Genomic DNA, 24,753 nt, shown 5'->3' with positions numbered 1-24,753 from the left:
ATGCCCTTCGATGCTGCCCGAGGCAGGTAAATACAAATCCATCGGCTTTTAACGTTCACCTCCGCCACTGTCCAGCCGACAAACAGAACCGGCCGCATTCTGATCAGAGAATGCGGCCGGTGTGAACTTCAGGCGGACTGACGGAAAAGCTCCGCGCGGAAATTACATTTCCCCAGCGTCATCGCCGTCATTGGCATCCGGCCCGCCATTCTGCAGGAAGCGGTCGGCGATGAGACCGGCATTCTGCCGCAACGACAGCTCGATCTCGCGGGCGAGATCCGGATTGTCGCGCAGGAAGGTCTTGGCGTTTTCGCGGCCCTGGCCGAGACGCTGACTGTTGTAGGAGAACCAGGCACCCGACTTTTCGACGATGCCGGCCTTGACGCCGAGATCGACGAGTTCGCCGGTCTTCGATACGCCTTCGCCATACATGATGTCGAACTCGACCTGCTTGAAGGGAGGCGCCATCTTGTTCTTGACGACCTTGACGCGGGTCTGGTTGCCGATCACCTCTTCGCGCTCCTTGACCGCGCCGATGCGGCGGATGTCGAGGCGCACGGAGGCATAGAATTTCAGCGCATTGCCGCCGGTCGTCGTTTCCGGCGAACCGAACATGACACCGATCTTCATGCGGATCTGGTTGATGAAGATCACCATGCAGTTCGACTTGGAGATCGAAGCGGTCAGCTTGCGCAGCGCCTGGCTCATCAGGCGGGCCTGCAAGCCCGGAAGACTGTCACCCATCTCACCTTCGATTTCGGCGCGCGGCGTCAGCGCGGCGACCGAGTCGACGACCAGAACGTCGACGGCGCCGGAGCGCACCAGCGTATCGGTAATTTCGAGCGCCTGTTCGCCGGTATCGGGCTGCGAGATCAGAAGGTTCTGCAAATCGACGCCAAGCTTGCGGGCATAGACCGGATCGAGAGCGTGTTCGGCGTCGACGAAGGCGCAGATGCCGCCCTTCTTCTGGGCTTCCGCAATGGTCTGCAGCGCAAGCGTCGTCTTACCGGAGCTTTCCGGACCGTAGATTTCGATGATACGGCCCTTCGGCAGGCCGCCAATGCCGAGCGCGATATCGAGGCCGAGCGAGCCCGTCGAAACCGTCTCGATCTCGACGACGTTCTCGTTGGAGCCGAGTTTCATGATCGAGCCCTTGCCGAACGACCGCTCTATCTGTGAGAGTGCCGCTTCAAGCGCCTTGCTTTTGTCCACCGATTTGTCCTCTACCAGCCGCAATGAATTCTGAGACATCCGATCCACCTTTAGGTTATTGAAGCCGCTCAAGCAATGTCGAGTTTGTACCCTATTTGTTCCACTCTCGCAATAGGCGATCAAACAATTGAAAGAAAAAGGTAAAACGGTTCGTGTTCTATATTTGTTTTATCGATGCAAAGCAAAGGCTTAAGCCGCCTGTACCGGCCTTGGCGGAAGCGTGTATCGGCTACCGATTCGCCCGCCCGGCGTCAGGAGAGCCGCGCAGATGAAGAAAAAGATTCTCGTTCTCGGCGGTGCTCATATCGACCGCCGCGGCCGTATTTCCGGTGACACCGCGCCAGGCGCCAGCAATCCCGGCGCCTGGTTCGAGGAGCCTGGCGGCGGCGGCTTCAATGCGGCGCGCAATCTTGCTAGGCTCGGTTTTCACGTGACGATGATCTCGCCGCGCGGCGGCGATGCCATTGGCGAGATGGTGGGCGAAGCCGCCGACTACGCCGGCATCGACGACCGACCCTTCGTCTTCCTCGACCGCAAGACGCCGAGCTACACCGCGATCATCGAGAAGGACGGCAATCTCGTCATCGCCCTTGCCGACATGGATCTCTACCGCTTCTTCGTGCCGCGGCGCCTTTCGATCCGCTGGGTGCGGGATGCCTTCGCCGCCCATGATTTGATCCTTTTCGATGCCAATCTGCCGGAAGAGACGATCGCGGCCATCGTCGCAAAGGCGCATTCGCTCGCGAAGCCTGTCGCCGCGATCGCGATTTCGCCGGCCAAGGTCGTGAAGCTGAGGTCCTGCGTCGGGGATATCGACTATCTATTCCTGAACGAGGCGGAAGCAGCGGTCCTTGCCGGCAGGCAGCCGGAGGACGCGGAAGACTGGCCGCCGCTCCTGAACGAGATCGGCGTAAGGAACGCCGTCATCACCCGTGGCCGGCGGGAACTCGTGGCGCTTGGCCCGGGCCGCGCCGTGACGCTTCAGCCGCCGGTTGCCGAGACCGTCGCCGATGTCACCGGCGCCGGCGATTCCCTCGCCGCCGGCACGCTCGCCGCCTTGATATCAGGCCTGCCGCTCGAGGAAGCCATCCGCCACGGCACCGCAGCGGCGGTGCTGACCGTCCAGTCGCGGCACGCGGTCAACGAAAATCTGACGCCGGACCTGCTGAATGAGGCGCTTGCTCTTGTTCCCAAGGTCAGAATTCTGCATTGAAGCGGCCAAACAAAATAGCTTGAGCACGATGCCGCCCGAAAACCGCCGGCACCTTTCGGCATCATGCTCTATCGATCACAGGACAAGATCATGACCAAGCCCATCTCCCCTCTTCTGCCGATCGCCTATTCGAAGGAAGTCGCCAGCGCCAAGCAGCGCGGCGTCCCGATCGTGGCGCTGGAATCGACGATCATCACCCACGGCATGCCCTATCCCGGCAATATTGAGATGGCCCGCAGCGTCGAGACGATCATCCGCGAACAGGGCGCCGTGCCGGCAACGATCGCCGTCATCCATGGCACGCTGCATATCGGTCTAGAGTCCGCCGAACTGGAGCAGCTTGCCAAGGCGACGGAGGTGATGAAGGTGTCGCGCGCCGATCTCGCCTTCGCGATCGCCGAGCGGCGAACCGGCGCCACCACGGTTGCGGCGACGATGATCGCGGCCTCCCGCGCCGGGATCCGTGTCTTTGCGACGGGCGGCATCGGCGGCGTGCATCGCGGCGCTGAGGAAAGCTTCGATATCTCCGCCGATCTCGAGGAACTGGCGCGTACCGGCGTCATCGTCGTCTGCGCCGGCGCCAAGGCGATCCTCGACATTCCGAAGACGCTGGAAGTGCTGGAAACCCGCGGTGTGCCCGTCGTCACCTATGAAAGCGAGGAATTCCCCGCCTTCTGGTCGCGTTCCTCGGGTCTTCGCAGCCCGCTGTCGCTGAACAGCCCGGCCGCAATCGCCAATTTCCAGACCACGCGCGAACAGCTCGGCATCGACGGCGGCATGCTCATCGCCAATCCGGTGCCTGAAGCCGACGAGATCCCGCGCGAGGAGATGGAGATCTATATCGAACGCGCACTCGATAGCGCCGAGCGTGACGAAATTACCGGCAAGGCGGTGACGCCCTATCTGCTCTCGACGATTTTCGACCTGACGGACGGCCAGAGTCTGAAGACGAATATTGCGCTTGTTGAAAACAATGCGCGGCTGGCGGCAGAGATTGCCGTGGCGTTGGGTGAGTAATTTTTGAGAGGCAGGCAGGTCCCGCCCTGGCTTTAGCGGATTGCCGTGGGTCACCCCCCTCTGCCCTGCCGGGCATCTCCCCCACAAGTGGGGAGATCGACAAGAGGCGTGCCCCTCCCGCCTCTCTACTGTTTCGCCGGATTGCAACGCTTATTGCTGGGGAACGCCGGTGCGCCCAGCCAATCTCCCCACCTGTGGGGGAGATGTCCGGCAGGACAGAGGGGGGTGCCACGTCGAACGCCCTATCCGGAAACCACGAAGCCGTAACCGCTAGCTATCCAGCGTCTCCTTCACCACCACAGCCAGTTGCTTCAGCGAGAACGGCTTCGGCAGGAAGCCGAATTTCGCGTCCGGCGGCAGGTTGCGGGCAAAGGCGTCCTCGGCATAGCCGGAGACGAAGATGAATTTCAGGTCGGGATAGTTCTTGCGCAGCTCGCGCAACAGCGTCGGGCCGTCCATTTCAGGCATGACGACGTCGGAAACGACGATGTCGACCTTTCCTTCGAGCTCTTCCATGATGCTCAGCGCCTCGACGCCGGAGCCTGCCTCGTGCACGGTATAGCCCCGTGTTTCCAGCATGCGTTTACCGCCGCGGCGCACCGCCTCCTCGTCCTCGACGAGAAGAACGACGGCCGAGCCGGTCAGGTCCTCGGGCTGCTGCGGCGATGCGGGCGGCGGTGGCACTTCCGTCCCGGCAATGGCGCCGTCGATCGCGCCCGCCTCTGCCGCAACCGCCGGCTCCGGAATGTGGCGCGGCAGGAAGACGCGGAAGGTGGTGCCCTTGCCGACTTCGGACTCCGGCTGGATGTATCCGCCCGACTGCTTGACGATGCCATAGACCATGGCGAGGCCGAGACCGGTGCCCTTGCCGACATCCTTGGTGGTGAAGAAAGGCTCGAAGATCTTGTCCATGATCTCTGGCGCGATCCCGGTGCCGTTATCGGCAACCTCGACCAGCACCATGTCCTCGGCCGGCATATAGGAATAGTTGAAGGCGGCGACGTCGGCGGCCGTCAAATTGCGGGTGCGCAGCGTCAGCGTGCCGCCATCGGGCATGGCGTCGCGCGCATTGACGCAAAGATTGATCAGCACCTGCTCGAACTGCGAGAGATCCGTTTTGACGGGCCAGAGATCGCGGCCATATTGGACGTCGAGCTTGACGTTGGTGCCGGAAAGCAGCCGATCGACCAGCATGCGCAGGTCGCCGACGACATCGGTCAGGTTCAGCACCGAGGGCCGCATCGTCTGTTTGCGCGAGAAGGCGAGCAACTGGCGCACCAGCACCGCGGCGCGGTTGGCGTTGCGCTTGATCTCCATCAGGTCGGCAAAGCTCGCGTCGGAGGGCCGCGCCTGCAGCAGCAGATGGTCGGAGGAAAGCAGGATCGCCGTCAGCACGTTGTTGAAATCGTGCGCGATACCGCCGGCGAGCGTTCCCACAGCATTCATCTTCTGGGTCTGCGCCATCTGCGCTTCCAGCGCCTTCTGCTCGGTCACTTCAACGGCATAGACAATCGCCGCTTCCTCGGGCGCCTCGTCGCTCTGATCGATGACGGCATTGACGTAGAAGCGGAAGTAGCGCGCCTCGTCGGTCGGCGTGCGGGTGTCGAGCGGCGCGATGTCGCCCTGCCGGTCTTTGGCCGCAGCCAGCGCCTCGGCGAGCGTCGGTCGGTCGCTTTCCTGCACGATGGTTTCGAGCCGCGGCTTCTTTTCGAGATCGTCGCGCGAGACGACGCCGGAAAACAGCTTCAGGAACGGCGCATTGGTGCGCAGGATGCGCCCTTCGCCATCGACCGAAGCGATCGCCATCGGCGTGTTGTTGAAGAAGCGGGTGAAGCGCATGGCGGCAGCCGAAGCCGAGTGGCCGCTTTCGTCGCCCCTTTCGCGCGCCAGCACGATCGTCCGGCTTTCGCCGGGCGCGCCGTCGCGCATCGAAGTGACGCTGTGGATTATCTGCACCGGCAGACTCTGTCCGTTGGTCTTGCGCAGGTCGAGATCGAGCGTCACGGTCTTCTTCAGGCCGGGTTCGGCCTGCACCGACTGGATCAGCGCCAGCCCCTCGCCCGCCACGACATCGCCGATCGTCATCGAGCCCGGTATGAACTTGGTGAGGTCGAGGCCCAGCCATTCTGCGAGCGTCGCATTCAGATAGAAGATCTCGCCCTTCCTGCCGGCCGAGAAGAAGCCCGCCGGCGCATGGTCGAGATAATCGATCGCGTTCTGCAGTTCCTTGAAGAAGCGCTCCTGGTCGTCGCGTTCGGCGGTGATGTCGGTGATCTGCCAGATCTGCAGCGGCTTGCCGCCGTTATCCTCCGGCTCCAGCAGCCGAGCCTTCAGCCGGTACCAATGCGCGCCCGAGCTGTTGGAGCCGGGTCCGACGGCACGCAGCAGGCGGAATTCCTCGCGGCCCTCCTTGCCTTCGCGCAGCCCATTGACCAGCCGGTACAGCGCCTCGTTGGATTCGCGGTGGCGCGAGAGCAGCGTTTCCAGCGTCTGCACCTCGGTCGCCTTGCGGGCGCCGGTCAGCGCGCCATAGGCGGCGTTGGCATAGATGATCCGGCCCTTGTCGTCGGTGATCAGCGTACCGTCGGGATGACTGTTGAGAAAGGCCCGCGCGAGACTGTCGGACTGGCGCTGCGGCATCACCTCGATAAAGCCGATGACCGAGGATACCAGGAAGAAGATGCCGACCATGGCGAGCACGCCGAGACCGCCAAGGACGATCTCATTGTCGAGCGAGTGCTTGAAAACGACGAAAGCGCCGGCAGCCGCAATCAGCACGATCGCCAGGAAAAGAATGCGCAAAACCGTGCCAGAACGCCCCCCACGATCCACAAGCGGTGCGTTATAGTCGTCGGCCTGACGCGGTTTCGTCATCTATTCCTCACATAAACCCTTCCAGCTTAGTCCGTAGCACGAAGACGAAGCAGGAATCAGGCACTCTTTTCTTCTTAGCAATTTGCCACGCCGGCAAAAACAGCGGTAGCTGGCAAGACTGCTTGAATTCACAGGCAAGAGCGCCATCTGCCCCGAAAGCTCGCCGCAGCCGCCTTGCCCGCGAAGCCGGCAGCCCCCGAACCGGCACAACACGAAATTGCGTTCGCGCGTGACTGGACAGGACCTTGTACCCTTGCCTAAGGAACGGAAAAGTCGTCAATATGTGCCGACGCGAAATGGAGTGAGTGACTATGTTCGATGATGTTGTCGGAGCTTACGGCAGCCGTTTCCTGCTTGCCGCCGGTGGCGTCGGTCTGGCGCTTCTCCTGCTCATCATTGCGCTCTGGCTGCTCCGCAATCGCGCCCCCTCGCCCTTCGTGCGCGGCGGCCGCAACCGTCAGCCGCGTCTGCAGGTGCTGGATGCGGCTGCCGTTGATGCCCGCCGCCGGCTGGTGCTGGTCCGCCGCGACGACGTCGAACACCTGATCATGATCGGCGGCCCGACCGATATCGTCATCGAAAGCCGCATCCTCACGGAGACGGCCGAGCCGGCGGAAAATCCCTATCGGCCGCAGCCGGCAGAGGAACGTCCGATAGCGGTCGCGCGGCCGGAAATGCCGCCCGTCGTTCCCACCCGCCCGCCGGTGGCAGCCCGCCCGGAGCCGGTGGCCGAGCCTTCCTTCTCAGCGCCCGCTTCGCCGGAACCGCGCCCGCGTCCTGAGCCGCCTGTCCAGCCGGCCGCGCCGCCGCCGGTGGCCACCAGTCCGCTTCCGGCAGAGCAGGCAACACCTCCTCTGGCCGCCGAACGCGATATTCCGCTGCGCGCCGCCCCGCCTCAACCACGCCCGCCGGAACGTCCGGCCGCTCCCATTGCCGGCGCGCAGCCCGCGCCCTTCCGCGATACCGCCAGCGCCGCCGAGATCCTCGATGCGGCCCGCCAGCGTGTGCTGCCGCAGCAGCGAATCGAACCGGAAGTTTCCGCCCCGCCGGTCCAGAGCATGCCGGCAGCCGCACGCACAGCGACACCCGAGGATGACGCGGCAGCGCAATCGGCAGCAGCGATTCGGCGCGATTTCCAGCGCGTGCTGGAGGAGGAAATGTCGAACAATCTAATGGCCGAACGCATCGTGCCGGCGCCGGCAAACCAAGCCCCTCGCCAAGCCCAGCCGCAGCCCGCCAATCTGCCGCGCCGCGATCCCGAACTCGCCCCCATCACCGGCGCCGACACCGAGTTGCAGAAGGAAGTCGCCCGCATCTTCGGCGAAATGAGCGTCAATCGCGACAAGTGAGGGAAGCGTAATGCTTCCCTGCCTTCATCGTAAAGTTGCATAAAAGCCGCAAGTCGCGGTTTTTAGCTTTTAGGGACGCTCCGGACTCCCCTTGGCGTCGATCCTTTGTTATCCCTCAGGTAGAAGAGCGTTGGCGCACTGAGGTTCACTTTGCCTAAGTAAATACCGGTCTCACTCCAGTTTCACCCGTACTTCAGGGCGGCAAGATGCCGTCCGAGGTATGAACATGTTCATCGGGTGGTGGCGAGAGACCGGTTGGGCATTGTCAATTGTGCCAGGTGCAGCTCCGCTGCTTAAGCTCTTCAGCCGCCCACAACATCGCCACGCCGCGTCCCGTAAGGGCTTTCTCATGCACCATCCTGGTGGACTTCCAAAGGGAAGACCAACACGATATGTGCAAGACACTTCAGGTCCGATGGACCATTACCCCTCAGACAGCGCCTCAGCCTTGGATAACATGCAGCGGATGCGGAGGCTTGAGGGCTTTCCGGAGCAGCGACAGGATCCGGCTCAACGCCAATGGCCGCAAGCTCGATGCCTGGCTTATCTACAAATGCCTGATTTGCCAAAAGACATGGAACCGGCCAATCCTGGAACGGCGCAATGTTCGCGGCATCGATCCAGTGATTCTTAATGCGCTGCAGTCCAACGACCCGGATTGGATCCGCGCGGAAGCCTTCAATATCGAGGCTCTCAGGCGTCGCTCGCCACGCGTGGACGAATTCGCCGAGTTCGACATTGCCAAGCAGATACGGCACGAAACCGCAGATTGGACGAGATTGGAAATCGAGCTGATGCTTCCGTTGCCGATCAGCACGCGCCTCGACCGCCTGCTGGCCTCGGAGCTGAAAGTGTCGCGCTCGCGCCTCCAGGCTCTTCAGGAACACGGCAAGCTTTTGATCGGCGCGAATGATTCAGACGCCCTGCGGCGGCGGGTCAGAAACGGCGCCCGCATTGTGATCGACCTCACCATGGAGACCGATCGCGAGCAATCGTGGAGGCCGGCCGCGACCGGCGATCCACTATAAACGAAAGGCGCCGCGATAGGATCGCGGCGCCTTGTTCCTTTCACGGCCACACGAAAACCGTCACTCGTCGCGATAGACTTTTTCGCGGCGCTCGTGACGCTCCTGCGCCTCGATCGACAGCGTCGCGATCGGGCGGGCGTCGAGACGCTTGAGGCCGATCGGTTCGCCGGTTTCCTCGCAGTAGCCGTATGTACCGTCTTCGATGCGCTGCAGCGCCGCGTCGATTTTGGAAATCAGCTTTCTCTGCCGGTCGCGGGCGCGAAGTTCGATCGCCCGGTCGGTTTCCGATGACGCTCGGTCGGCGAGATCGGGATGGTTTGCGCTTTCCTCGGCCAGATGGTCGAGTGTCTCGCGCGCTTCTCTAAGGATATCGTTTTTCCAGGCTACCAGCTTCGCCCTGAAGTAGGCACGCTGGTTTACGTTCATGAACTCTTCCTCTTCCGAGGGAACGTAATTGCTAAGATCGATCTTCTCACTCAACGCGATTCTCCTGAAGAACATCTCATGGCGGGCTGTATATCCCAAGCGCTGGCCGCGATTCAAGCCAAATACGACAGGTAAACAGATTTTTAAATCTGTTACAATTTCCGGCTAACGATCTATTTTCTCATCATTATTCCGGCTGCCGTTTTTTGCTTCGCCTTCAAAACGCCGTGTTGTCGGCCAGCTTTCGGCCGGTCGCTGCACGCCTGCCGGTTGACGGCGGCCGATTGCAGCCATTACTGAAAAGACCCGCTCGATCCTGGATTTGCCCATGACCGTACCCCTGCCTCCGCCCAACCGCATCTATCTCCTGCGCCATGCCGAGGCTGCCTGGGCCGAACCCGGACAGCGCGATTTCGACCGGCCTCTCAACGAGAAGGGTTATGGCGATGCCGAAATCATCGCCGACAAGGCCGCCGACAAAGGATATCGCCCCGATCTTCTGATCAGTTCGACGGCGCGGCGCTGCCGCGGCACGGCCGACGCCGTCCACCGGGCGATGGGGCTCACACTCGACCTGCGTTACGTCGATGCGCTCTATAACGCCACCGTCGATACCTATATCGAGATCATCGACGCGCAGGATGCGGCCTCCGTCATGCTGGTCGGCCACAACCCCACCATGGAGCAGGCGCTGGAGGCGCTGATCGGTCACGAAGCGATGGCCCGCGCCCTTCCCGGCGGCTTTCCGACGGCAGGCCTTGCCGTCATCGATTTCGCTGCGTCGGTCAACGCCTGGCGCCTTGCCGATTTCGTGGTCGTCTGAAGTCTTTCGCGCCGCTTCTTTTTCGGGCGGCGCGTCCTTCCTATATTGCCGGCAGTCACCAACCGGAATCGCGCCTTGCCGCCACGCCTGACATCCTTTGCCGACGACGCCCGCATCGCGTTCGATAATCTTGCCGACCGGGCAAGCGGCCTCGTCAATCCGACCGTGCGGCTCGGTGTTACCGGCCTCTCCCGCTCCGGCAAGACGGTCTTCATCTCCTCGCTGGTCCATAACCTGCTGCATGGCGGCCGCCTGCCGCTGTTCGAACCCGTGCAGTCGGGCCGTGTCTCGGCGGTGCGGCTGGAGCCGCAGCCGGACGATGCCGTGCCGCGTTTCCAATATGAGGATCACATTCGCGCGCTGGTGAAGGATCGCATCTGGCCGGATTCGACCCGCGCGATTTCCGAGCTGCGCATCACGCTGGATTATCAAAGCGCCAGCGGCTGGAACCGCCTGTTCTCGCCCGGCCGGCTGTCGATCGATATCGTCGATTACCCCGGCGAATGGCTGCTCGACCTGCCGCTGCTCGGCAAGGATTACCGCACCTTCAGCGAGGAGACGATCGCGCTCGCGAAAACCGGCGTCCGCTCCGAGCTGTCGCGTGAATGGCTGGCGCTCACCCACGGCGCTGATATTGGCGCCGAGGCGGACGAAATGATCGCCCGCGGCCTTGCCACCGCCTTTGCCGATTATCTCAAGGCCTGCAAGGCCGACGAACGCTCGCTTTCCACCTTGCCGCCCGGCCGCCTGCTTCTGCCCGGCGATCTCGACGGCTCGCCGGCGCTGACCTTCGCGCCGCTGGCCCTGCCGGCACACGGGCATCCCGGCCGCGGCTCGCTCTGGGCGATGATGGAGCGGCGCTACGAGGCCTATAAATCGGTCGTCGTCAAACCCTTCTTCCGCGAGCATTTCGCCCGGCTCGACCGCCAGATCGTGCTGGTCGATGCGCTGCAGGCGATGAATCGCGGCCCCGAGGCCGTGCAGGATCTGGAGCGCGCGCTGACCGATGTACTCGCCTGCTTCCGCCCCGGCACCAATTCACTGCTCTCTTCGCTGCTTGGGCGCCGCATCGACCGCGTGCTGGTCGCCGCCACCAAGGCCGATCATCTTCATCATGAGAGCCATGACAGGCTCGATGCGCTGACCCGCCGCCTCGTCGATCGCGCCATTGCCCGCATCGGCATGGCAGGCGCGGGTATCGATGTCATGGCGCTGGCCGCCGTGCGCGCGACCCGCGAGGCGACGGTCAAGCGTGACGGCCATGAGTTGCCCGTCATCGTCGGCACGCCGATGGAGGGCGAAACCATCGCCGGCGAGCGCTTCGACGGACAGAGAAAGACCGCGATCTTCCCGGGCGACCTGCCGGAGGATCCGGAGAGCCTGTTTGACCGCATCGCTTCAGGCGAGACAGTCGAGCCCCTGCCCGACGTCAATGTCGTCAGATTCCGCCCGCCGCATCTTGAGGAGGCCGGCGGCGGCATCAAGCTGTCGGTGCCGCATATCCGCCTCGACCGCGCCATGCAGTTCCTGTTCGGAGACCGTCTCGCATGAGCAAGCCCCCATCCGATCCGCCGCGCCGCCCGCCCGCCGCTTTCCTCTATGAGGAAGAGAACCCGGAGCCGCGCGAAAACGGCCGAGGGCAGCAGGCGCGGCGCAGGCCGGAAAGTTTCTCCGACAACATCGTCGTGACTGCTGACGAGGACGATCCATTCCTCAATCCCGATAAGGATCTGAGCGCCGTGCCGGTCGCTACGCCGCGCAAGAGGCGAACCTCCTTCGGCAAGATCGCCGCCGGCGCCTTCGGCATCCTGCTGTCTCTCGGCATCGGCCTCTGGACCGATCGGCTGATCCGCGATCTCTTCGCCCGCGCCGATTGGCTCGGTTATGCCGCTCTTGCCGTGCTGGCGGTCGGCATCCTCGCCGTGCTGGCCCTCGTCATCCGCGAAACCGTGGGCATGATGCGCCTTGCCGCCGTCCAGACGATCAAGGCCGAAGCGGAAGCCGCCATCCTCGAGACGCGGCCGGCAAAGGCGCGCGCCGTCGTCGCGCGTCTCACCACGCTGCTTTCGGCCAATCCCGAAACATCGAAGGGCCGCGCGACGCTGAAGGCGACCGAGGGCGAGGTCATCGATGCCCCGCATCTGATTGCGCTCGCCGAACGCGAGCTGCTCGCTCCCCTCGATCGCAAGGCCCGCGCCCTCATCGTCAATGCTTCGAAGCGTGTCTCGATCGTGACCGCCGTCAGCCCGCGCGCCGTCGTCGACCTGCTCTATGTGCTTTACGAGGCCGTGCGCCTCATCCGCGCCATGGCCGAGCTCTATGGCGGCCGTCCCGGCACGCTCGGAATGTTCCGCCTGCTGCGCGATGTGCTCGCCCATCTTGCCGTCACCGGCTCGATCGCCGTCGGCGACAGCCTCGTCCAGCAGGTACTGGGCCACGGATTGGCTTCAAAGCTCTCCGCCCGACTCGGCGAAGGCGTCATCAACGGCCTGATGACCGCCCGCATTGGAATCGCGGCCATGGATCTTTGCCGCCCGCTCGCCTTCCACGCGCTGAAACGGCCGGGAATCGGCGATTTCATCGGCGATCTCACGCCTTCCATGTCACCGCGCGGCAACACTCCTTGACGTTAGTGACGGTTCGGCAGCTTTCGCCACCCCTAGCGTAATATTGGCGAAATTGCAGCCGATTCAATTCATTAGCAGCGGTATGCTGGAGTCCGCGCCGCGCGAAAACCCTTGTGCTACCGTGCATTTCGGGACGATCGAAAGGAAGGATTAACCATTATTCGGCAAAACTTGCAGCCAGTTCGTGAGTGGTGTTTGCCAAGGAAAATCCATGTATTCGCGCAAGTTTCTCTTCGTTTGCGGCCTTGCCGCCGCGGCATTGTCTCCCGTCGCAGATGTCGCTCCGGCAGCCACGGCTGCGACCCGTGACAAGGCCTTCTTTGAATCCGTCGCCGGCTCCTGGAAGGGTCCGGGCGAGATCGTCGCCGGAAAGTATAAAGGCACGAAATTCACCTGCAACCTGATCGGCGAGCCGACCGGCGACAGCAGCGCCGGCATCAAGCTCGACGGCACGTGCCGCGTCGGCGTCTTCAAGCAGCCAATGACCGCCGTCATCTCGCAGGCCGGCTCCACCTACAAGGGCAAGTTCCTCGATGGCGCTGCCGGTAAGGGCCTCGACGTCGTCTCCGGCGCCGTGACCGAGGATACCGTCGTTGTCGGCATCAACCGCGCCAAGCTGAACGGCGCGATGATCGCCCGCGTACGGGACGACAAGACGATGAACATCACCGTCTCGGTCAAGGTCGAAAGCCAGATGATCCCCGTCATCGGCCTGACACTGACCCGCCAGGTCGATGAGATGGCTGTCGGCTCAATTCAATAAGACGGCATCCAGGATTTTCCAAAAGCGGCGGGGGTTTCCCGCCGTTTTTCGTTTCAGAATTTCCGCCACCAGTCGCGGTTGTTATCGGCGACCTCGATGCCTGCCACATCGGCATCCGACAGCCAGTCGCCGACCGTCCTGCTCTTGACGAGAAGGCCCGGCGCGATATCGGCAAGCGGCATCAGCACGAAGCCGCGATCGGTCATGCGGGGATGCGGCAATTCCAGCCGCGGCGCCTCCTGAACGACGTCGCCATAGGTCAGCACGTCGATATCGAGCGTGCGCGGACCCCAGCGCTCGATGCGCTCGCGTTTCATCTCGCGCTCGATCGACAGGCAGAGATCGAGCAATGCTTCCGGTGGAAGCGAGGTTTCGACGGCGGCGCAGGCATTGAAGAAGAACGACTGGTCGGTCTTGCCCCACGGCGGCGTGCGATAGAGCCGCGAGACGGCGCTGACACGGCAGTCGTCCCGCCGGTCCAGGCTTTGCAGCGCCGCGGCCATCGCCTTTACCGGATCGCCGATATTGCCGCCGAGGCCGAGGGTGGCCGATTGCAATGCGGCCTCAGGCAAAGTGCTCAACGCTCACCTGCACGAAATCGAGCACGCCGGGCACCGGTGCATTCGGCTTGCGCACCGTGATCTTCGCCCGCCGCACCTGCGGAAATTTCTGACAGAGCCCCTTGGCGATATCGAGCGCCAAGGCCTCGATCAGATAGCGCCGCTTGCCCGTAACGATCTCCTCGATCACCGTGAAGGCGATGCCGTAGTTCACCGTGTCGTCGATTGAATCGCTCTCCAGCGCCTCGCCCGCAACGACATCGAGCTCGGCATCGACGAAAAAGCGCTGGCCGAGGAATTCCTCCTCGTCATGCACGCCGTGGCGCGCGAAGAAGGCGCAGTTCTGCAGCGTGATCGTGTAGATGGTCATGTCGGCCGCTTCCTCTCGAAATCCTGGCGGGCAGTGAGCATAGCATCGGCGATATCGAGCGCATCCCTGTTGATTGCGACATTGTGCACCCGGAAAACCGCAGCTCCCTGCAAGCGAAGCAGCGCGCTTGATGCAGCCGTCGCCACGTCCCGCTCCGGCGCCTCCCGCCTGGTCACGGTGCCGAGGAAGCGCTTGCGCGAGGTGCCGGCAAGCAGCGGCAGGCCGAAGCGGGAAAGCTCGGAAAACCGGGCCATCAATTCCAGGTTCTCCTCGGCCGTCTCCTTGGCGAAGCCGAAGCCCGGATCGAGCACGATATGATCGTTGCCGACGCCGGCCGCTGCGGCGATCGCGAGCGACCGCTTGAGGAAGTGCATCTGGTCGGCGATCACGTCGGGAAGCTTCGCCCTGTCGCGGCCGGTATGCATGATGCAGAGCCCGGCCCCGGTCGCCGCGGCGAGATCGGCGATAGCGGGTTCCCTCTGCAGCCCGAAAACGTCATTGACGATATGAGCGCCGGCGCTGATCGCAAGCCGCGCCGTCTCGGCGCGATAGGTATCGATGGAGATGAGGGCTTCTGTGCGTCCGCGCAGCGCCTCGATCACCGGCAGCACGCGCGCCTGTTCCTCGGAAGGGCTGACGGCTGCGGCGCCCGGCCGGGTCGATTCGCCGCCGATGTCGATAATGGCGGCGCCGTCGGCGACTGCCTGCAGCGCATGCTCGACGACCGCCTCGACGGTCTCGAAGCGCCCGCCGTCGGAAAAGGAGTCCGGCGTCACGTTGATGATCGCCATGATCGCCGACCGACGGCCGAGTTCGATCTCCCGGCCATGGGCGACGCGCCATAAACTGCCTTCTAGCCCTGTCACCAGACTTATCCCATTGATGACGAAAAAACCGTCATCCGATATTGCGCTTGTGGTGGCTATGCCCCAAGCTCCTGCCGATTTCAACACGGGTTGCATTCAGAATGCCGCTTGCAGTGCGTTATATGTACCTTCCTGTCGCCTTTTCCATTGCTCTTTGCCTCTGCGGCCCAGCGGCAGCGGAAGTGATTGCATCGAAAAGCTATTCCTATTTCGACATCCGCGGCAAAACGGCGGATGAGCTCGATCGCGAACTCAGCCGGCGCGGCCCGACGGCGAGCGGCTCCTCGGCGCGCCATCCAGGCGCCACGAAGATCCGCTTCGGCGGCGAGGCCACCTATATCCAGGACGATGGGCGTTGCCGCGTCGGCAACGTCAAGGTCACGGTCCATACCCAGATCATCCTGCCGCGCTGGAGCAGCCGCAAGGGCGCGAGCAAAGAACTGTCGATGATCTGGGATGCGCTTTCGAGTGATATCAAGCGCCACGAGGAACGCCACGCCGAGATCGCCCGCAATCAGGCCCGTGCCATGGAGCGGGCCATTCGCGCTTTGCCGGTGCAGCGCAGCTGCGAGGCCATGCAGGAACTCGTTTCCAACGAATCAGCTCGCGGTATAGAGGAGCACGACCGGCAGCAGGCGCAATTCGACCGGGTAGAGGCGGTCAATTTCCAGAAGCGTATGCTGAGATTGCTGAATAATCGAATCAACGGCAGAGCCGGCGGAAAATAAGGCTTTTCCAAGCTGATTGCGAGCGGGAAAGCTTAGCTGCGCAACGAAACCTGTGCGAAACTTACGCCCTCCCCAGCGATTTAATGGTCATTTTTCATCCTGGCAGACTCAACCGGAACGCGTTAATATGAACACATTCGAAAGTTCAGGTACGGCATCTGCACTTTCATCGCTGGGTTCTCCTGGCGCGTTCCGAAGCCGCGGATGTTCCTCCCTCATCCGTTGGTAATGCGCCCGCCTCGCCTCGCTCGCACCAGCGCGCGAGGCGTCTTTTTTGTGGGTATGGGAAGTTCTCGACGAACGTGGTCAGTCGAGGCGTCGCGCCTCAGGCCTGGCGTTCCGGCACGTGCACGACGAGCCCGTCATAGGCGGCCTTCATCCTGATCTGACAGGAAAGCCGCGAGGTCGGGCGTACGTCGAAGGCGAAATCGAGCATGTCCTCTTCCATCGCCTCGGGCTGACCGACCTTGTCGGTCCATTCCTCGTCGACATAGACATGACAGGTCGCACAGGCGCAGGCGCCGCCGCATTCGGCCTCGATGCCGGGCACCGAATTGCGCACGGCATTCTCCATCACGGTGGAGCCTTGGTCGACGTCGAGGTCGAAGCGCGTGCCGTCGAAGGCGACGATGGTAAGTTTGGGCATCAGGACTTTCCGGTCTTCTAATGATGGGCGGATTTTCTTCCGACAATTCGACGCATCAGTCAACATTGCGGAACGTGTTCTAACCTCGCAGATCGAGCCGTCGCCCGCCGTCTTCAATGCGTCATATGGCACGTCGCAAAAAGACCCGTGGTTTCGCAATGAAACAACGGGCCTCGGTCGAACGATGGCTGGAGAGAGGTCAGCCGCGGCAGAGTTTCAGGATGAAATTCTCGGCGTCGACAACGGCGGCACCCAGCGCTGCCATCGCCGCGGCGTCGCAGCCGGTTTCCTCGATGGCTTCTGCCGTCTGCGATACGCGGAACGCGCCGACCGAGCTTGCCGCCCCCTTCAGCCGGTGTGCCGCAGCACCCGCCCGTCTGGTTTCGCCGCTTGCGATATCCTGCAGGCAGGCGCGCGCCTGGCGCGCAAACATCTGAAGGACTTCGATTTCCAGCGTCTTGTCACCCATCGTCTGCTTTGCAAGATGGACCAGATCGATCGGCCGGACTTTGGAGGGACAGGGTCCCTTTGCATTGTCCGGCGCCTCGAATACGATGCTCAATGCTGCCATCTGGGCTGCCATTTGCCAATTCTCCCGTCTCTTATCGTCCGCAGTTGCTACAGTTCTGCGCCAGGACGGTGGCCATCACGTTAAATTCCGGCACATTCAGGGCGGAAATCTCGCCATATGGTTAACATCCGTTAAACATCCCTAAATTATTGGTTTTTAAGCGCGGCGACGGATTCAAAGATGTTAACAACGGGTTAATGAGCCGTGAATCTCAAGCCTTCATTAATTGTGTGAAGAGCCCAGATGTGTCACTACGATACTGGTAGAGCGGGTTTATGGTACGCGCCTTTGCCGAGCGAGTGGATAATGGTAGTGTTTTGATACCTTCCGTTTGAAAAAGCGGCTATCTACTCTGAAATGACATGCTTATCCGTCCGCGGTTGGGATGGAAGGCTGGAACGGCGAGGTTGTTACCCGGGTAAGGCGGAAGCTCGGGATGCTGTGCCGGACTGGCTGACAGTAACGAGGCATAACCGAATGGCGAACAACAAATATAATGAGTCGATCGAGGACAAGGCGTTCAAGGCATTGGACGAGGCGCTTCAGATCGATTTCGGCAAGGAAAACGTGCCGTCTCGCCGCGGCAGCGCGCCCCAGGCCCCGGAGGCTAATGTGTCTGAACCATCGAATGCGCGTAACCAGCAGGCCCAGGAAGAAGCGCAGCGCCGCAACCGCCGCGGCGGCGCCGGCGAGCAGGCTTCCAGGGCTCCGGCCTTCGCGCCGGCCAACGATGCCAGCCGCAATACGCCCGCCTCTATCCTGAAATCCTTCGATGGCGCCTCCAGCCGCTCGGCCGTGCGCACCGCCACCCTGTTTTCCGTCCTCTGGGTCATGGCCGGCCTCGGCCTGATGTCCCTGCTCTACGCGCCGCAGATCTGGCAGATCCGTTCGGTCGCCGATCTCGTCGCCCTGCCCGGCGTCATCGCCGGTCTCGTCGGCATCATCATCCCGGTGATGATGTTCTATGCCTTCGCCATCATGATTTCCCGCGCCCAGGACATGCGCAACGCCGCCCGCTCGATGGCAGAGGTGGCACTGCGCCTCGCGGAGCCGGAAACCATCGCCTCCGAGCGCATCATGACCGTCGGCCAGGCCGTGCGCCGCGAAGTGTCGGCCATGAATGAAGGCATCGAGCGCACCATCGCGCGCGCCTCCGAGCTGGAAACCCTTGTCCATTCCGAAGTCAATGCGCTCGAACGCTCCTATGCCGATAACGAGCTGCGCGTGCGCGGCCTCGTCCACGAACTCGGCTCCGAGCGCGAAGCGATTGTCAATCATGCCGACCGCATCCGCACCTCGATCGGCAGCGTTCACGATCAGCTGAAGGAAGAACTTTCGCTGGCGACCGAAGAGATCGCCGTGCGGCTCGCTACATCGGGCGAAGCCTTTGCCTCGCTGATCGACACGCGTGCTGCGACGATCCTGGAAAAATCGGACAGCGCCCTGCAGTCGATGGGCAGCCTGCTCGCCGCCAAGACCGACAGCCTGCTTCAGACGCTGAACGCCTCCGGTTTTGCGCTGGCCACCGAATTCGACAACCGCCTCGAAGCCCTCTCGGTCAATCTCAATGAACACGGCGAAAAGCTGCTCAGTCAGTTCGAGACCCGCGCCTCGACCATGGACAGCAGCACCGAGAAGCTGAACGCGGCGCTGAACGAGCGCACGCACCAGCTCAACGAGATCCTGATCGCCCGCACCCGCGAGATCAACGAAAGCCTGACATCGGGCGAACGCACGATCAGCGGCACGCTCGACGACGTGCTGTCGAAGCTGAACAGCGCACTCGACGAAAAGGGCGCAAGCTTCCGCCAGAGCCTGCAGAGCACCGCCGACGATGCCGTCATGGATCTCGACGTGCGCTCCGGCTTCTTCGAGGAGCGGCTGCAGACGACTGTCGCCCAGCTGTCGACCGCTTTCGACGAGCGCGTCGCCGAATTCACCAGCGCTTTCGACAAGCGCACCGGTTCGCTCGACACCAAGCTGATGGAAAGTCTCGCCCGCATCAACGAGACGCTGTCCGGCGGTTCGGATTCGATCGAGGGCATTCTCAGCTCCAGCGTCGAACGGATCAGTTCCGCGATGACCGACCAGTCGCTGGCGCTCGCCACCGCGCTCGCCACCGGCCATGAAGTGCTGGAAAGCGCGCTCGGCACCCGGACGGAGGAAATCACCACGGCGCTCTCCGGCCGCACCGGCGAATTGACCTCGGCGCTGCAGAGCGCCACGTCGGACATCGCGCTGGCGCTGGCATCGGGCACCTCCGACCTGCAGAACAATCTCCAGGCCCGCTCGGCGGAATTCCGCGACACGCTGCGCACCACCACCACCGATCTGACCGCCGCCGTTGCCGCCGGCACCGAGCAGGTCACATCAGCCTTCGGCGGCCGCGCCGAAGAGCTGACCGGCGTGCTTGCAGCACGCGCCGCGGAAATCCGCGAGGCGCTCGGCACGGCCCACGAACGTATCGACAGCGTCATGGCCGAACGCGGCGGTGCGCTGGTCAATGCGCTGACCACCCATCACGGCCGCTTCGAGGAAGCGCTGACGAGCCGCTCCGACGCCATCATCAATACTGTTTCCGGCACCCATGACCGTCTCGCCGAAACGCTCGACGAAAAGGCGATGGCGCTCGCCATTTCCCTGAACGAGAGCCAGACCCGCATCGAGGATACGCTGGAAAGCCGCTCCGCGGCCCTGCTCGATGCCGTCTCCGGCACCCATGACCGCCTTTCCGAAACGCTTGATGAAAAGGCGATGGCGCTTGCCATTTCCTTGAACGAAAGCCAGAGCCGGATCGAAGACACGCTGGAAACTCGCTCCACGGCCTTCCTGAATGCCGTCTCGGGTACTCATGATCGCCTGTCGGAAACGCTGGATACCAAGGCGGCAGCCCTGACGAGCTCGCTCGACGAGCGCCATGCCCGCATCGAAGGGGCGCTCGGAACGCGCGCCGAAGCATTGCTGAACAGCGTATCCGGCACCAGTGCCCGTCTCGCCGCAACGCTCGACGAAAAGGCGATGGCGCTCGCCATTTCCCTGAACGAGAGCCAGGCCCGCATTGAGGATACGCTCGAGACCCGTTCCGCCGCCCTGCTGAATGCCGTCTCCGGGACCCATGAACGCTTTGCCGAGACTCTGGAAGGCAAGGCGACAGCTTTTGCCACCTCGCTGAACGAGACCCAGGCCCGCATCGAAAATACGCTTGAAACCCGCTCCGCGGCCCTGCTGGATGCCGTCTCCGGAACGCATGAGCGCCTCTCCGAGACGCTGGACGAGAAAGCGATGGCGCTTGCCATCTCGCTGACCGAAGGCCAGGCTCGCATCGAGGACACGCTGGAAACCCGCTCGGCGGCGCTGCTGAATGCCGTCTCCGGCACCCATGAGCGCCTGTCGGAAACGCTGGACGAGAAGGCGATGACGCTCGCAATCTCGCTCAACGAGAGCCAGTCCCGCATCGAAGACACGCTGGAATCCCGCTCGGAATCCTTCCTCAAGGCCGTCTCCGGCACGCATGAGCGCCTTTCCGAAACGCTCGACCAGAAGGCATCGGCGTTTGCCGCCTCGCTCAACGAGGGCCAGACCCGCCTGCAGGACACGCTGGAAACCCGCTCGGAGTCCTTCCTCAGCGCGATCTCCGCCACCCATGACCGCCTGTCCGAGACCTTCGACGACCGGGCGATGGCGCTTGCTATCTCTCTGAACGAAAGCCAGAGCCGTCTCGAGGAGACGCTGACATCAGGCGCCGACGCGATCACCAATGCGGTTGCCGGCACGCATGAACAGCTGAACGGTGTGCTCGACCAGAAGGCGGCCGCCCTCGCCGCCTCCTTGAGCGACGGCCAGGCTCGCCTGGAAGAGAGCTTGGGCCACCGCACCGCCGCGATCATCGGCGCCGTGGCGGCAAGCCACGACCGGCTCACCGATTCGCTCGATGAAAAGACCATGGCGCTCGCCATTTCGCTCGACGACAACCAGAGCCGCTTCGACAGCGCGCTGGAAGCGCGCAGCAACGCCATGATGGAGGCCGTCGCCAGTGCCGAGGCACGCGTTGCCGGCGCCTTCGCCGACAAGACAGACGCCATCCACGCCGCCTATACCGACAATCAGCAGCGGCTCGAAAATGCGCTCTCCGGACACAGTGCGGCTCTCTCCGGCGTTCTGGATGCCGGCGGCGCCCGCTTCGAAGATCTTGTCGGCGGCCTGACCGGCCGGATCGAAGGCCGCTTGGCCGATGCCCATGCTCGGCTCGGAGGCCTCGCCGACGAGGCTGCGGCGCGCATCGAAGGCGGCCTTGCCTCCGCCCATGACCGCATCCGCACCACGCTCGAAGACCGCGCCAACGCCATCGACCTGTCGCTGAACCAGGCCCATGCGCTGATCAACGATACGCTGACCGAACAGGCGACCAGCATCGGCACCTCGGTTGCGACGAGCGTCAGCATGCTCGAAATGTCGCTGGAAGAGCGCGAGGCTTCGCTCCGCAAGACGATCGAAGCCAGCGCGCAGACACTGGAAGAGCGCATGCATGCCGGCGCCGGGCAGATCGCCGGTCGGTTCCAGGAAGCCGCAAATGCGATTTCCACCTCCGCCCAGAATTTCTCTTCTCATCTGGACCAGTCCGTCGACAGCCTGACCGGCCGTTTCGAAGAAACCGGATCGCGGGTCGAAGCCGGCCTCGCCGCCATCGAGACCCGCATCCGTGACGGCGTCGGCGGCGTTGCCGAAAGGGTGGAATCGGTCGGCAGCCAGCTCTCCGGCGTACTTGCCGATGGCATCTCGCGGATCGGCGCGCTCGGCGAAGACGCCAGCCATCGCATCTCGGCAACGCTCGAAGGCAGCGCTGCGAACCTCACCCAGGCGATCGACAGCCGCACCGCCAACCTGGCCGAGACGCTCGACACCAGGACCACGACCCTGACGGGCGCCATCGAAGGCCGCACGGCGAGCCTCGGCGAAACCCTCGACCGCGGCAATGAACGCATCGAGGAACGCCTGTCCACCATGGACCGCGCCTTGACCGTCGGCCTCGAAGCCGTCAACCGCACCATCGAAGGCAAGGCCGCCGGCCTCGCCTCGACGCTGCGCAGCGCAGTTGCCGAAGCCGCCCAGGGCATGGAAGGCGAAGCGACGAGGACCACCGAACTGCTGGGTAAGACCGGCCAGCAATTCGCCGAGGACCTCAACACGAAAAGCGACGAATTCACCCGCACGATGGATGAGCGCTCGTCGCAGATCGTCACCCGCGTCGCCGAGGCTCAGAACCGGCTGGCAAGCCAGGCCGCTGCCGTCGCCCAGACCTTCTCGGAAGCCGGCAACGCCATCGTCAACAAGGTCGCAGAGGCCGAGACCATCGTCGGCACCCAGGTCAATGCGATTTCCAAGGCTCTGTCGGATGCCGGCCAGTCGCTGGAAGCGCGCGGCAACGCCATCCGCTCGACGCTGACGGGCGCCGGCAGCGAGATTTCCGCCACCATGGCGGATGTCGACCGGGCGCTCGAAGCACGCAGCAGCGCCATCCGCTCCAATCTCGAAGAGCGTACCCGCGAGATCGATACGACGCTCTCCGTTATCGACCGGGCGCTGGAAGCGCGCGGCAATTCGATCCGCACCACGCTCGAGGAGCGCACCCGCGACCTCAACTCGATGCTGTCAGGCCGCTCGGTCGAACTGACACGCATCCTCGACGAGACCGCGCGTCCGATCATCGACCGCTACACCGACGCCGGCGAGCAGGCCGCTGCCCGCATCACCGCGGCGGCCAATCTCAGCGCCGATCGGCTCCGCGCGGAAAACGAAGCGCTTGCCAGCGCCGTTGCCGCCCGCACCGAGAATGTGACCAATGCCGTCACTGCCATCGAGAACAGCCTGGTGGAAAACGTCAACGGCCTCGTCCAGCGCATGTCGGAAAGCAGCGCGGCGATGGCGATGATGATGAACCGCGCTGCCGAACAGCTGACCGGCGTCGACAGCCGTCTCGGCGAGACCACCACGCGCTTTGCCGACTCCGCCACCAAAGCCGCCGAAATGGTTTCCGCCTCGACCAGGCTTCTCGAAGGCAAGGTCGATCGTCTCTCCGACATATCGGGCCAGACGCTGTCGCAGGTCGGCAGCATCATCGGCCGCTTCGACGAACACTCGAAGGTTCTGACCCAGGCCTCTCAGCTTCTCGGCGCCGCCCAGTCTAACCTCGCCTCGACGCTGGAAGAGCGCGAAGGCGCGCTGCAGACGCTCTCGGTCGGCCTTGTCCAGCGCTCCGACGAGATTGAAAAGACCATGCGCGGCCTCGGCGGCATGATCGAGTCCGTCTTCGAACGGGCCGAGCAACGCGCCACTCAGGTCACCGGCAATCTGCGCCAGGGCGTCCAGTCCTCCTTCGCCGATGTCGGCCGCATTCTTGGCGAGACCGAGAAGCGTGCCCAGGAAGCGGCCGAAACGATGCGCGAGGCGATTACCCGGGCGGGCGACGAAGCCAATACGACGATCGACACCACCTTCGCCAATGTCGAGCGTCGCTCCGGTGATCTCTCCAACCGCATTCGCGGCGGTCTCACCGCCTCGCTGTCGGAAGTCGAGCGCATGCTCGCTGAAGCCGGCCGCGCCTCCGACGGCGCCGCCCAGAACATGCGGGAATCGCTGCGAGAAGCGATCGAGGATGCCGTCGGCCGCTTCTCCGGCGCGACCGAAGATATCCGCCGCTCCGCCGCCGATATCCGCAGCGAGCTCGACGCCACCCGCGCCGAACTGAAGCGCGGCGCCTTCGACCTTCCCGAGGAAGCCAAGGAAAGCGCCTCGGCCATGCGCCGGGCCGTCGCCGAGCAGATCAAGGCATTGCAGGATATTTCCCAGCTCGTCGGCCGCAGCAGCCAGCAGCTCGAAATATCCGAACCCGTCGCCCGCACGCTCGCCCAGGCTCAGCCTGCCCAGCGCCCCGCGCAACCTGCCCCGCGTCCCGCCCAGCCGGCCGTAACCCCGCAGGTCGCCGCCCAGCCGCAGCAGCCCGCCCCCTCGCCGATCGAAGCCACGGGTCTGCGCGGAACGATCGCGCCATCGGCACCCGCTGCCGCGCCTCAGCGCTCCGCCCAGCAGCCCGCGCCTGCCCGCCAGGAGCCGGCCAGAGCGGAAAGCGGCGGCTGGATCAGCGACCTTCTGCGCGGCGCATCGCGTGAGGAAGCCGCCGAGGAAGCGCCCGCCCGTGCCCCGGCCGCACAGGCTGCACCGTCAGCGCGCAGCGGCGATGTCCGCAATCCGCGCCATGTCGTCGAATCCCTGAATTCGCTCTCGGTCGACATCGCCCGCGCCATCGATCACGACGCCTCCGTCGATCTCTGGCGCCGTTACCAGCGCGGCGAGCGCGACGTCTTCACCCGTCGCCTCTACACGCTGAAGGGCCAGCAGACCTTCGACGAGATCAAGCGCAAATACGACCGCGAACCGGAATTCCGCACCGCCGTCGACCGCTACATCGGCGATTTCGAAAAGCTGCTCGCCGACGTCGCCCGCAGCGACCCGAACCAGATCGTCTCGCAGTCCTACCTCACCTCGGACACGGGCAAGGTTTACACCATGCTCGCCCACGCCGCAGGCAGGCTCAGCTGAGCTGATTGGATTGATATCTTGACTGGAAAGCCGCCTGAACAGCGTGTCAGGCGGCTTTCGTTTTAGATCATGTGAGCAGGAAGC

The 24,753-nt window shown here is 63.5% G+C and carries 19 protein-coding genes; 10 read left to right on the top strand and 9 right to left on the bottom strand.

Annotated elements, in window-relative coordinates; translation table 11 throughout:
- Positions 1-162: 162 nt before the first annotated feature.
- Complete coding sequence (gene recA / locus ATY76_RS07950; protein WP_088674365.1) at positions 163-1,251, bottom strand: recombinase RecA; 1,089 nt, start codon at positions 1,249-1,251, stop codon at positions 163-165.
- Positions 1,252-1,480: 229 nt separating this feature from the next.
- Between recA and ATY76_RS07945 the strand changes: the two genes are divergently transcribed.
- Both ATY76_RS07945 and ATY76_RS07940 read left to right on the top strand, forming a co-directional pair.
- Positions 1,481-2,425 (top strand): carbohydrate kinase family protein, encoded by a 945-nt coding sequence (locus tag ATY76_RS07945; RefSeq protein WP_088674224.1) that lies wholly within the window; start codon positions 1,481-1,483, stop codon positions 2,423-2,425.
- Between the two features lie 90 nt (positions 2,426-2,515).
- Entirely contained in the window at positions 2,516-3,442 is a 927-nt protein-coding gene (locus ATY76_RS07940) for a pseudouridine-5'-phosphate glycosidase (protein WP_088674364.1), read from the top strand.
- 270 nt (positions 3,443-3,712) lie between these two features.
- Here the strand turns inward: ATY76_RS07940 and ATY76_RS07930 are convergent, their stop codons facing one another.
- Positions 3,713-6,316: a PAS domain-containing sensor histidine kinase gene (locus ATY76_RS07930; protein WP_088674223.1), complete on the bottom strand. Its 2,604-nt coding sequence runs from the start codon at positions 6,314-6,316 to the stop codon at positions 3,713-3,715.
- A 305-nt stretch (positions 6,317-6,621) separates the two neighbouring features.
- Between ATY76_RS07930 and ATY76_RS07925 the strand changes: the two genes are divergently transcribed.
- Positions 6,622-7,665, top strand: a complete 1,044-nt coding sequence (locus tag ATY76_RS07925) for a flagellar biosynthetic protein FliO (protein WP_088674222.1) — start codon at positions 6,622-6,624, stop codon at positions 7,663-7,665.
- Positions 7,666-8,057: 392 nt separating this feature from the next.
- A complete protein-coding gene (locus tag ATY76_RS07920) occupies positions 8,058-8,693 on the top strand; it encodes a DUF1062 domain-containing protein (RefSeq protein WP_088674221.1) in 636 nt (211 codons plus the stop codon).
- Between the two features lie 60 nt (positions 8,694-8,753).
- On the opposite strand, the gene dksA is transcribed toward ATY76_RS07920, so the two are convergent.
- The gene (gene dksA / locus ATY76_RS07915; RefSeq protein WP_008525884.1) at positions 8,754-9,173 is read right to left on the bottom strand and encodes an RNA polymerase-binding protein DksA; all 420 of its coding nucleotides are present in this window, start codon (positions 9,171-9,173) and stop codon (positions 8,754-8,756) included.
- Between the two features lie 111 nt (positions 9,174-9,284).
- A complete protein-coding gene (locus tag ATY76_RS33650; RefSeq protein WP_190233620.1) occupies positions 9,285-9,449 on the bottom strand; it encodes a hypothetical protein in 165 nt (54 codons plus the stop codon).
- Here ATY76_RS33650 and ATY76_RS07910 point away from each other — a divergent pair.
- The 4 genes from ATY76_RS07910 to ATY76_RS07895 all read left to right on the top strand — a co-directional run bounded on the left by ATY76_RS07910 (position 9,448) and on the right by ATY76_RS07895 (position 13,332).
- Positions 9,448-9,942 carry a histidine phosphatase family protein gene (locus ATY76_RS07910; RefSeq protein ID WP_088674220.1) on the top strand — a complete coding sequence of 165 codons (495 nt, stop codon included), beginning with the start codon at positions 9,448-9,450 and terminating at the stop codon, positions 9,940-9,942. The two genes, ATY76_RS33650 and ATY76_RS07910, sit on opposite strands and share 2 nt — an antisense overlap.
- A 75-nt stretch (positions 9,943-10,017) precedes the next feature.
- Positions 10,018-11,493 (top strand): YcjX family protein, encoded by a 1,476-nt coding sequence (locus ATY76_RS07905; protein WP_088674219.1) that lies wholly within the window; start codon positions 10,018-10,020, stop codon positions 11,491-11,493.
- The gene (locus tag ATY76_RS07900) at positions 11,490-12,569 is read left to right on the top strand and encodes a TIGR01620 family protein (protein ID WP_088674218.1); all 1,080 of its coding nucleotides are present in this window, start codon (positions 11,490-11,492) and stop codon (positions 12,567-12,569) included. Before ATY76_RS07905 ends, ATY76_RS07900 begins: the two co-directional genes overlap by 4 nt.
- Positions 12,570-12,780: 211 nt before the next feature.
- The gene (locus ATY76_RS07895; protein WP_088674217.1) at positions 12,781-13,332 is read left to right on the top strand and encodes a hypothetical protein; all 552 of its coding nucleotides are present in this window, start codon (positions 12,781-12,783) and stop codon (positions 13,330-13,332) included.
- A 53-nt stretch (positions 13,333-13,385) separates the two neighbouring features.
- On the opposite strand, the gene folK is transcribed toward ATY76_RS07895, so the two are convergent.
- Genes folK through folP form a run of 3 tightly spaced genes read right to left on the bottom strand, consistent with a single transcriptional unit; the run spans position 13,386 to position 15,128 of the window.
- The gene (gene folK, locus ATY76_RS07890; protein WP_088674216.1) at positions 13,386-13,904 is read right to left on the bottom strand and encodes a 2-amino-4-hydroxy-6-hydroxymethyldihydropteridine diphosphokinase; all 519 of its coding nucleotides are present in this window, start codon (positions 13,902-13,904) and stop codon (positions 13,386-13,388) included.
- Positions 13,897-14,262 (bottom strand): dihydroneopterin aldolase, encoded by a 366-nt coding sequence (folB, locus tag ATY76_RS07885; RefSeq protein WP_088674215.1) that lies wholly within the window; start codon positions 14,260-14,262, stop codon positions 13,897-13,899. Before folB ends, folK begins: the two co-directional genes overlap by 8 nt.
- Positions 14,259-15,128, bottom strand: coding sequence for a dihydropteroate synthase (gene folP, locus ATY76_RS07880; protein ID WP_088674214.1), 870 nt, complete (start codon positions 15,126-15,128; stop codon positions 14,259-14,261). Before folP ends, folB begins: the two co-directional genes overlap by 4 nt.
- Before the next feature lie 101 nt (positions 15,129-15,229).
- Between folP and ATY76_RS07875 the strand changes: the two genes are divergently transcribed.
- Entirely contained in the window at positions 15,230-15,856 is a 627-nt protein-coding gene (locus ATY76_RS07875) for a DUF922 domain-containing protein (protein ID WP_088674213.1), read from the top strand.
- 325 nt (positions 15,857-16,181) lie between these two features.
- Here the strand turns inward: ATY76_RS07875 and ATY76_RS07870 are convergent, their stop codons facing one another.
- Entirely contained in the window at positions 16,182-16,502 is a 321-nt protein-coding gene (locus tag ATY76_RS07870) for a 2Fe-2S iron-sulfur cluster-binding protein (protein ID WP_088674212.1), read from the bottom strand.
- A 199-nt stretch (positions 16,503-16,701) separates the two neighbouring features.
- Complete coding sequence (locus tag ATY76_RS07865) at positions 16,702-17,085, bottom strand: Hpt domain-containing protein (protein WP_088674211.1); 384 nt, start codon at positions 17,083-17,085, stop codon at positions 16,702-16,704.
- A gap of 465 nt (positions 17,086-17,550) precedes the next feature.
- On the opposite strand from ATY76_RS07865, the gene ATY76_RS07860 reads away from it, so the two are divergent.
- Positions 17,551-24,669 (top strand): hypothetical protein, encoded by a 7,119-nt coding sequence (locus tag ATY76_RS07860; RefSeq protein WP_088674210.1) that lies wholly within the window; start codon positions 17,551-17,553, stop codon positions 24,667-24,669.
- The last annotated feature ends 84 nt before the right edge of the window (positions 24,670-24,753 follow it).

The organism is Rhizobium sp. R339 (assembly GCF_002211395.1).
GTDB lineage: Bacteria > Pseudomonadota > Alphaproteobacteria > Rhizobiales > Rhizobiaceae > Rhizobium.
Note: the sequence above shows the minus strand (reverse complement) of the source record. Positions and strands in the feature narration are given on the sequence as shown.

Excerpts from the sequence above, each read along its gene's own strand:
- ATY76_RS07895 (WP_088674217.1), top strand. The coding sequence starts at position 12,781 with ATGTATTCGCGCAAGTTTCTCTTCGTTTGCGGCCTTGCCGCCGCGGCA.
- ATY76_RS07910 (WP_088674220.1), top strand. The coding sequence starts at position 9,448 with ATGACCGTACCCCTGCCTCCGCCCAACCGCATCTATCTCCTGCGCCAT.
- ATY76_RS07860 (WP_088674210.1), top strand. The coding sequence starts at position 17,551 with ATGGCGAACAACAAATATAATGAGTCGATCGAGGACAAGGCGTTCAAG.
- ATY76_RS07930 (WP_088674223.1), bottom strand. The coding sequence starts at position 6,316 with ATGACGAAACCGCGTCAGGCCGACGACTATAACGCACCGCTTGTGGAT.
- folB (WP_088674215.1), bottom strand. The coding sequence starts at position 14,262 with ATGACCATCTACACGATCACGCTGCAGAACTGCGCCTTCTTCGCGCGC.
- recA (WP_088674365.1), bottom strand. The coding sequence starts at position 1,251 with ATGTCTCAGAATTCATTGCGGCTGGTAGAGGACAAATCGGTGGACAAA.
- ATY76_RS07945 (WP_088674224.1), top strand. The coding sequence starts at position 1,481 with ATGAAGAAAAAGATTCTCGTTCTCGGCGGTGCTCATATCGACCGCCGC.
- ATY76_RS07865 (WP_088674211.1), bottom strand. The coding sequence starts at position 17,085 with ATGGCAGCCCAGATGGCAGCATTGAGCATCGTATTCGAGGCGCCGGAC.
- ATY76_RS33650 (WP_190233620.1), bottom strand. The coding sequence starts at position 9,449 with ATGGGCAAATCCAGGATCGAGCGGGTCTTTTCAGTAATGGCTGCAATC.
- ATY76_RS07875 (WP_088674213.1), top strand. The coding sequence starts at position 15,230 with ATGCCGCTTGCAGTGCGTTATATGTACCTTCCTGTCGCCTTTTCCATT.
- ATY76_RS07940 (WP_088674364.1), top strand. The coding sequence starts at position 2,516 with ATGACCAAGCCCATCTCCCCTCTTCTGCCGATCGCCTATTCGAAGGAA.
- ATY76_RS07900 (WP_088674218.1), top strand. The coding sequence starts at position 11,490 with ATGAGCAAGCCCCCATCCGATCCGCCGCGCCGCCCGCCCGCCGCTTTC.
- ATY76_RS07920 (WP_088674221.1), top strand. The coding sequence starts at position 8,058 with ATGTGCAAGACACTTCAGGTCCGATGGACCATTACCCCTCAGACAGCG.
- ATY76_RS07870 (WP_088674212.1), bottom strand. The coding sequence starts at position 16,502 with ATGCCCAAACTTACCATCGTCGCCTTCGACGGCACGCGCTTCGACCTC.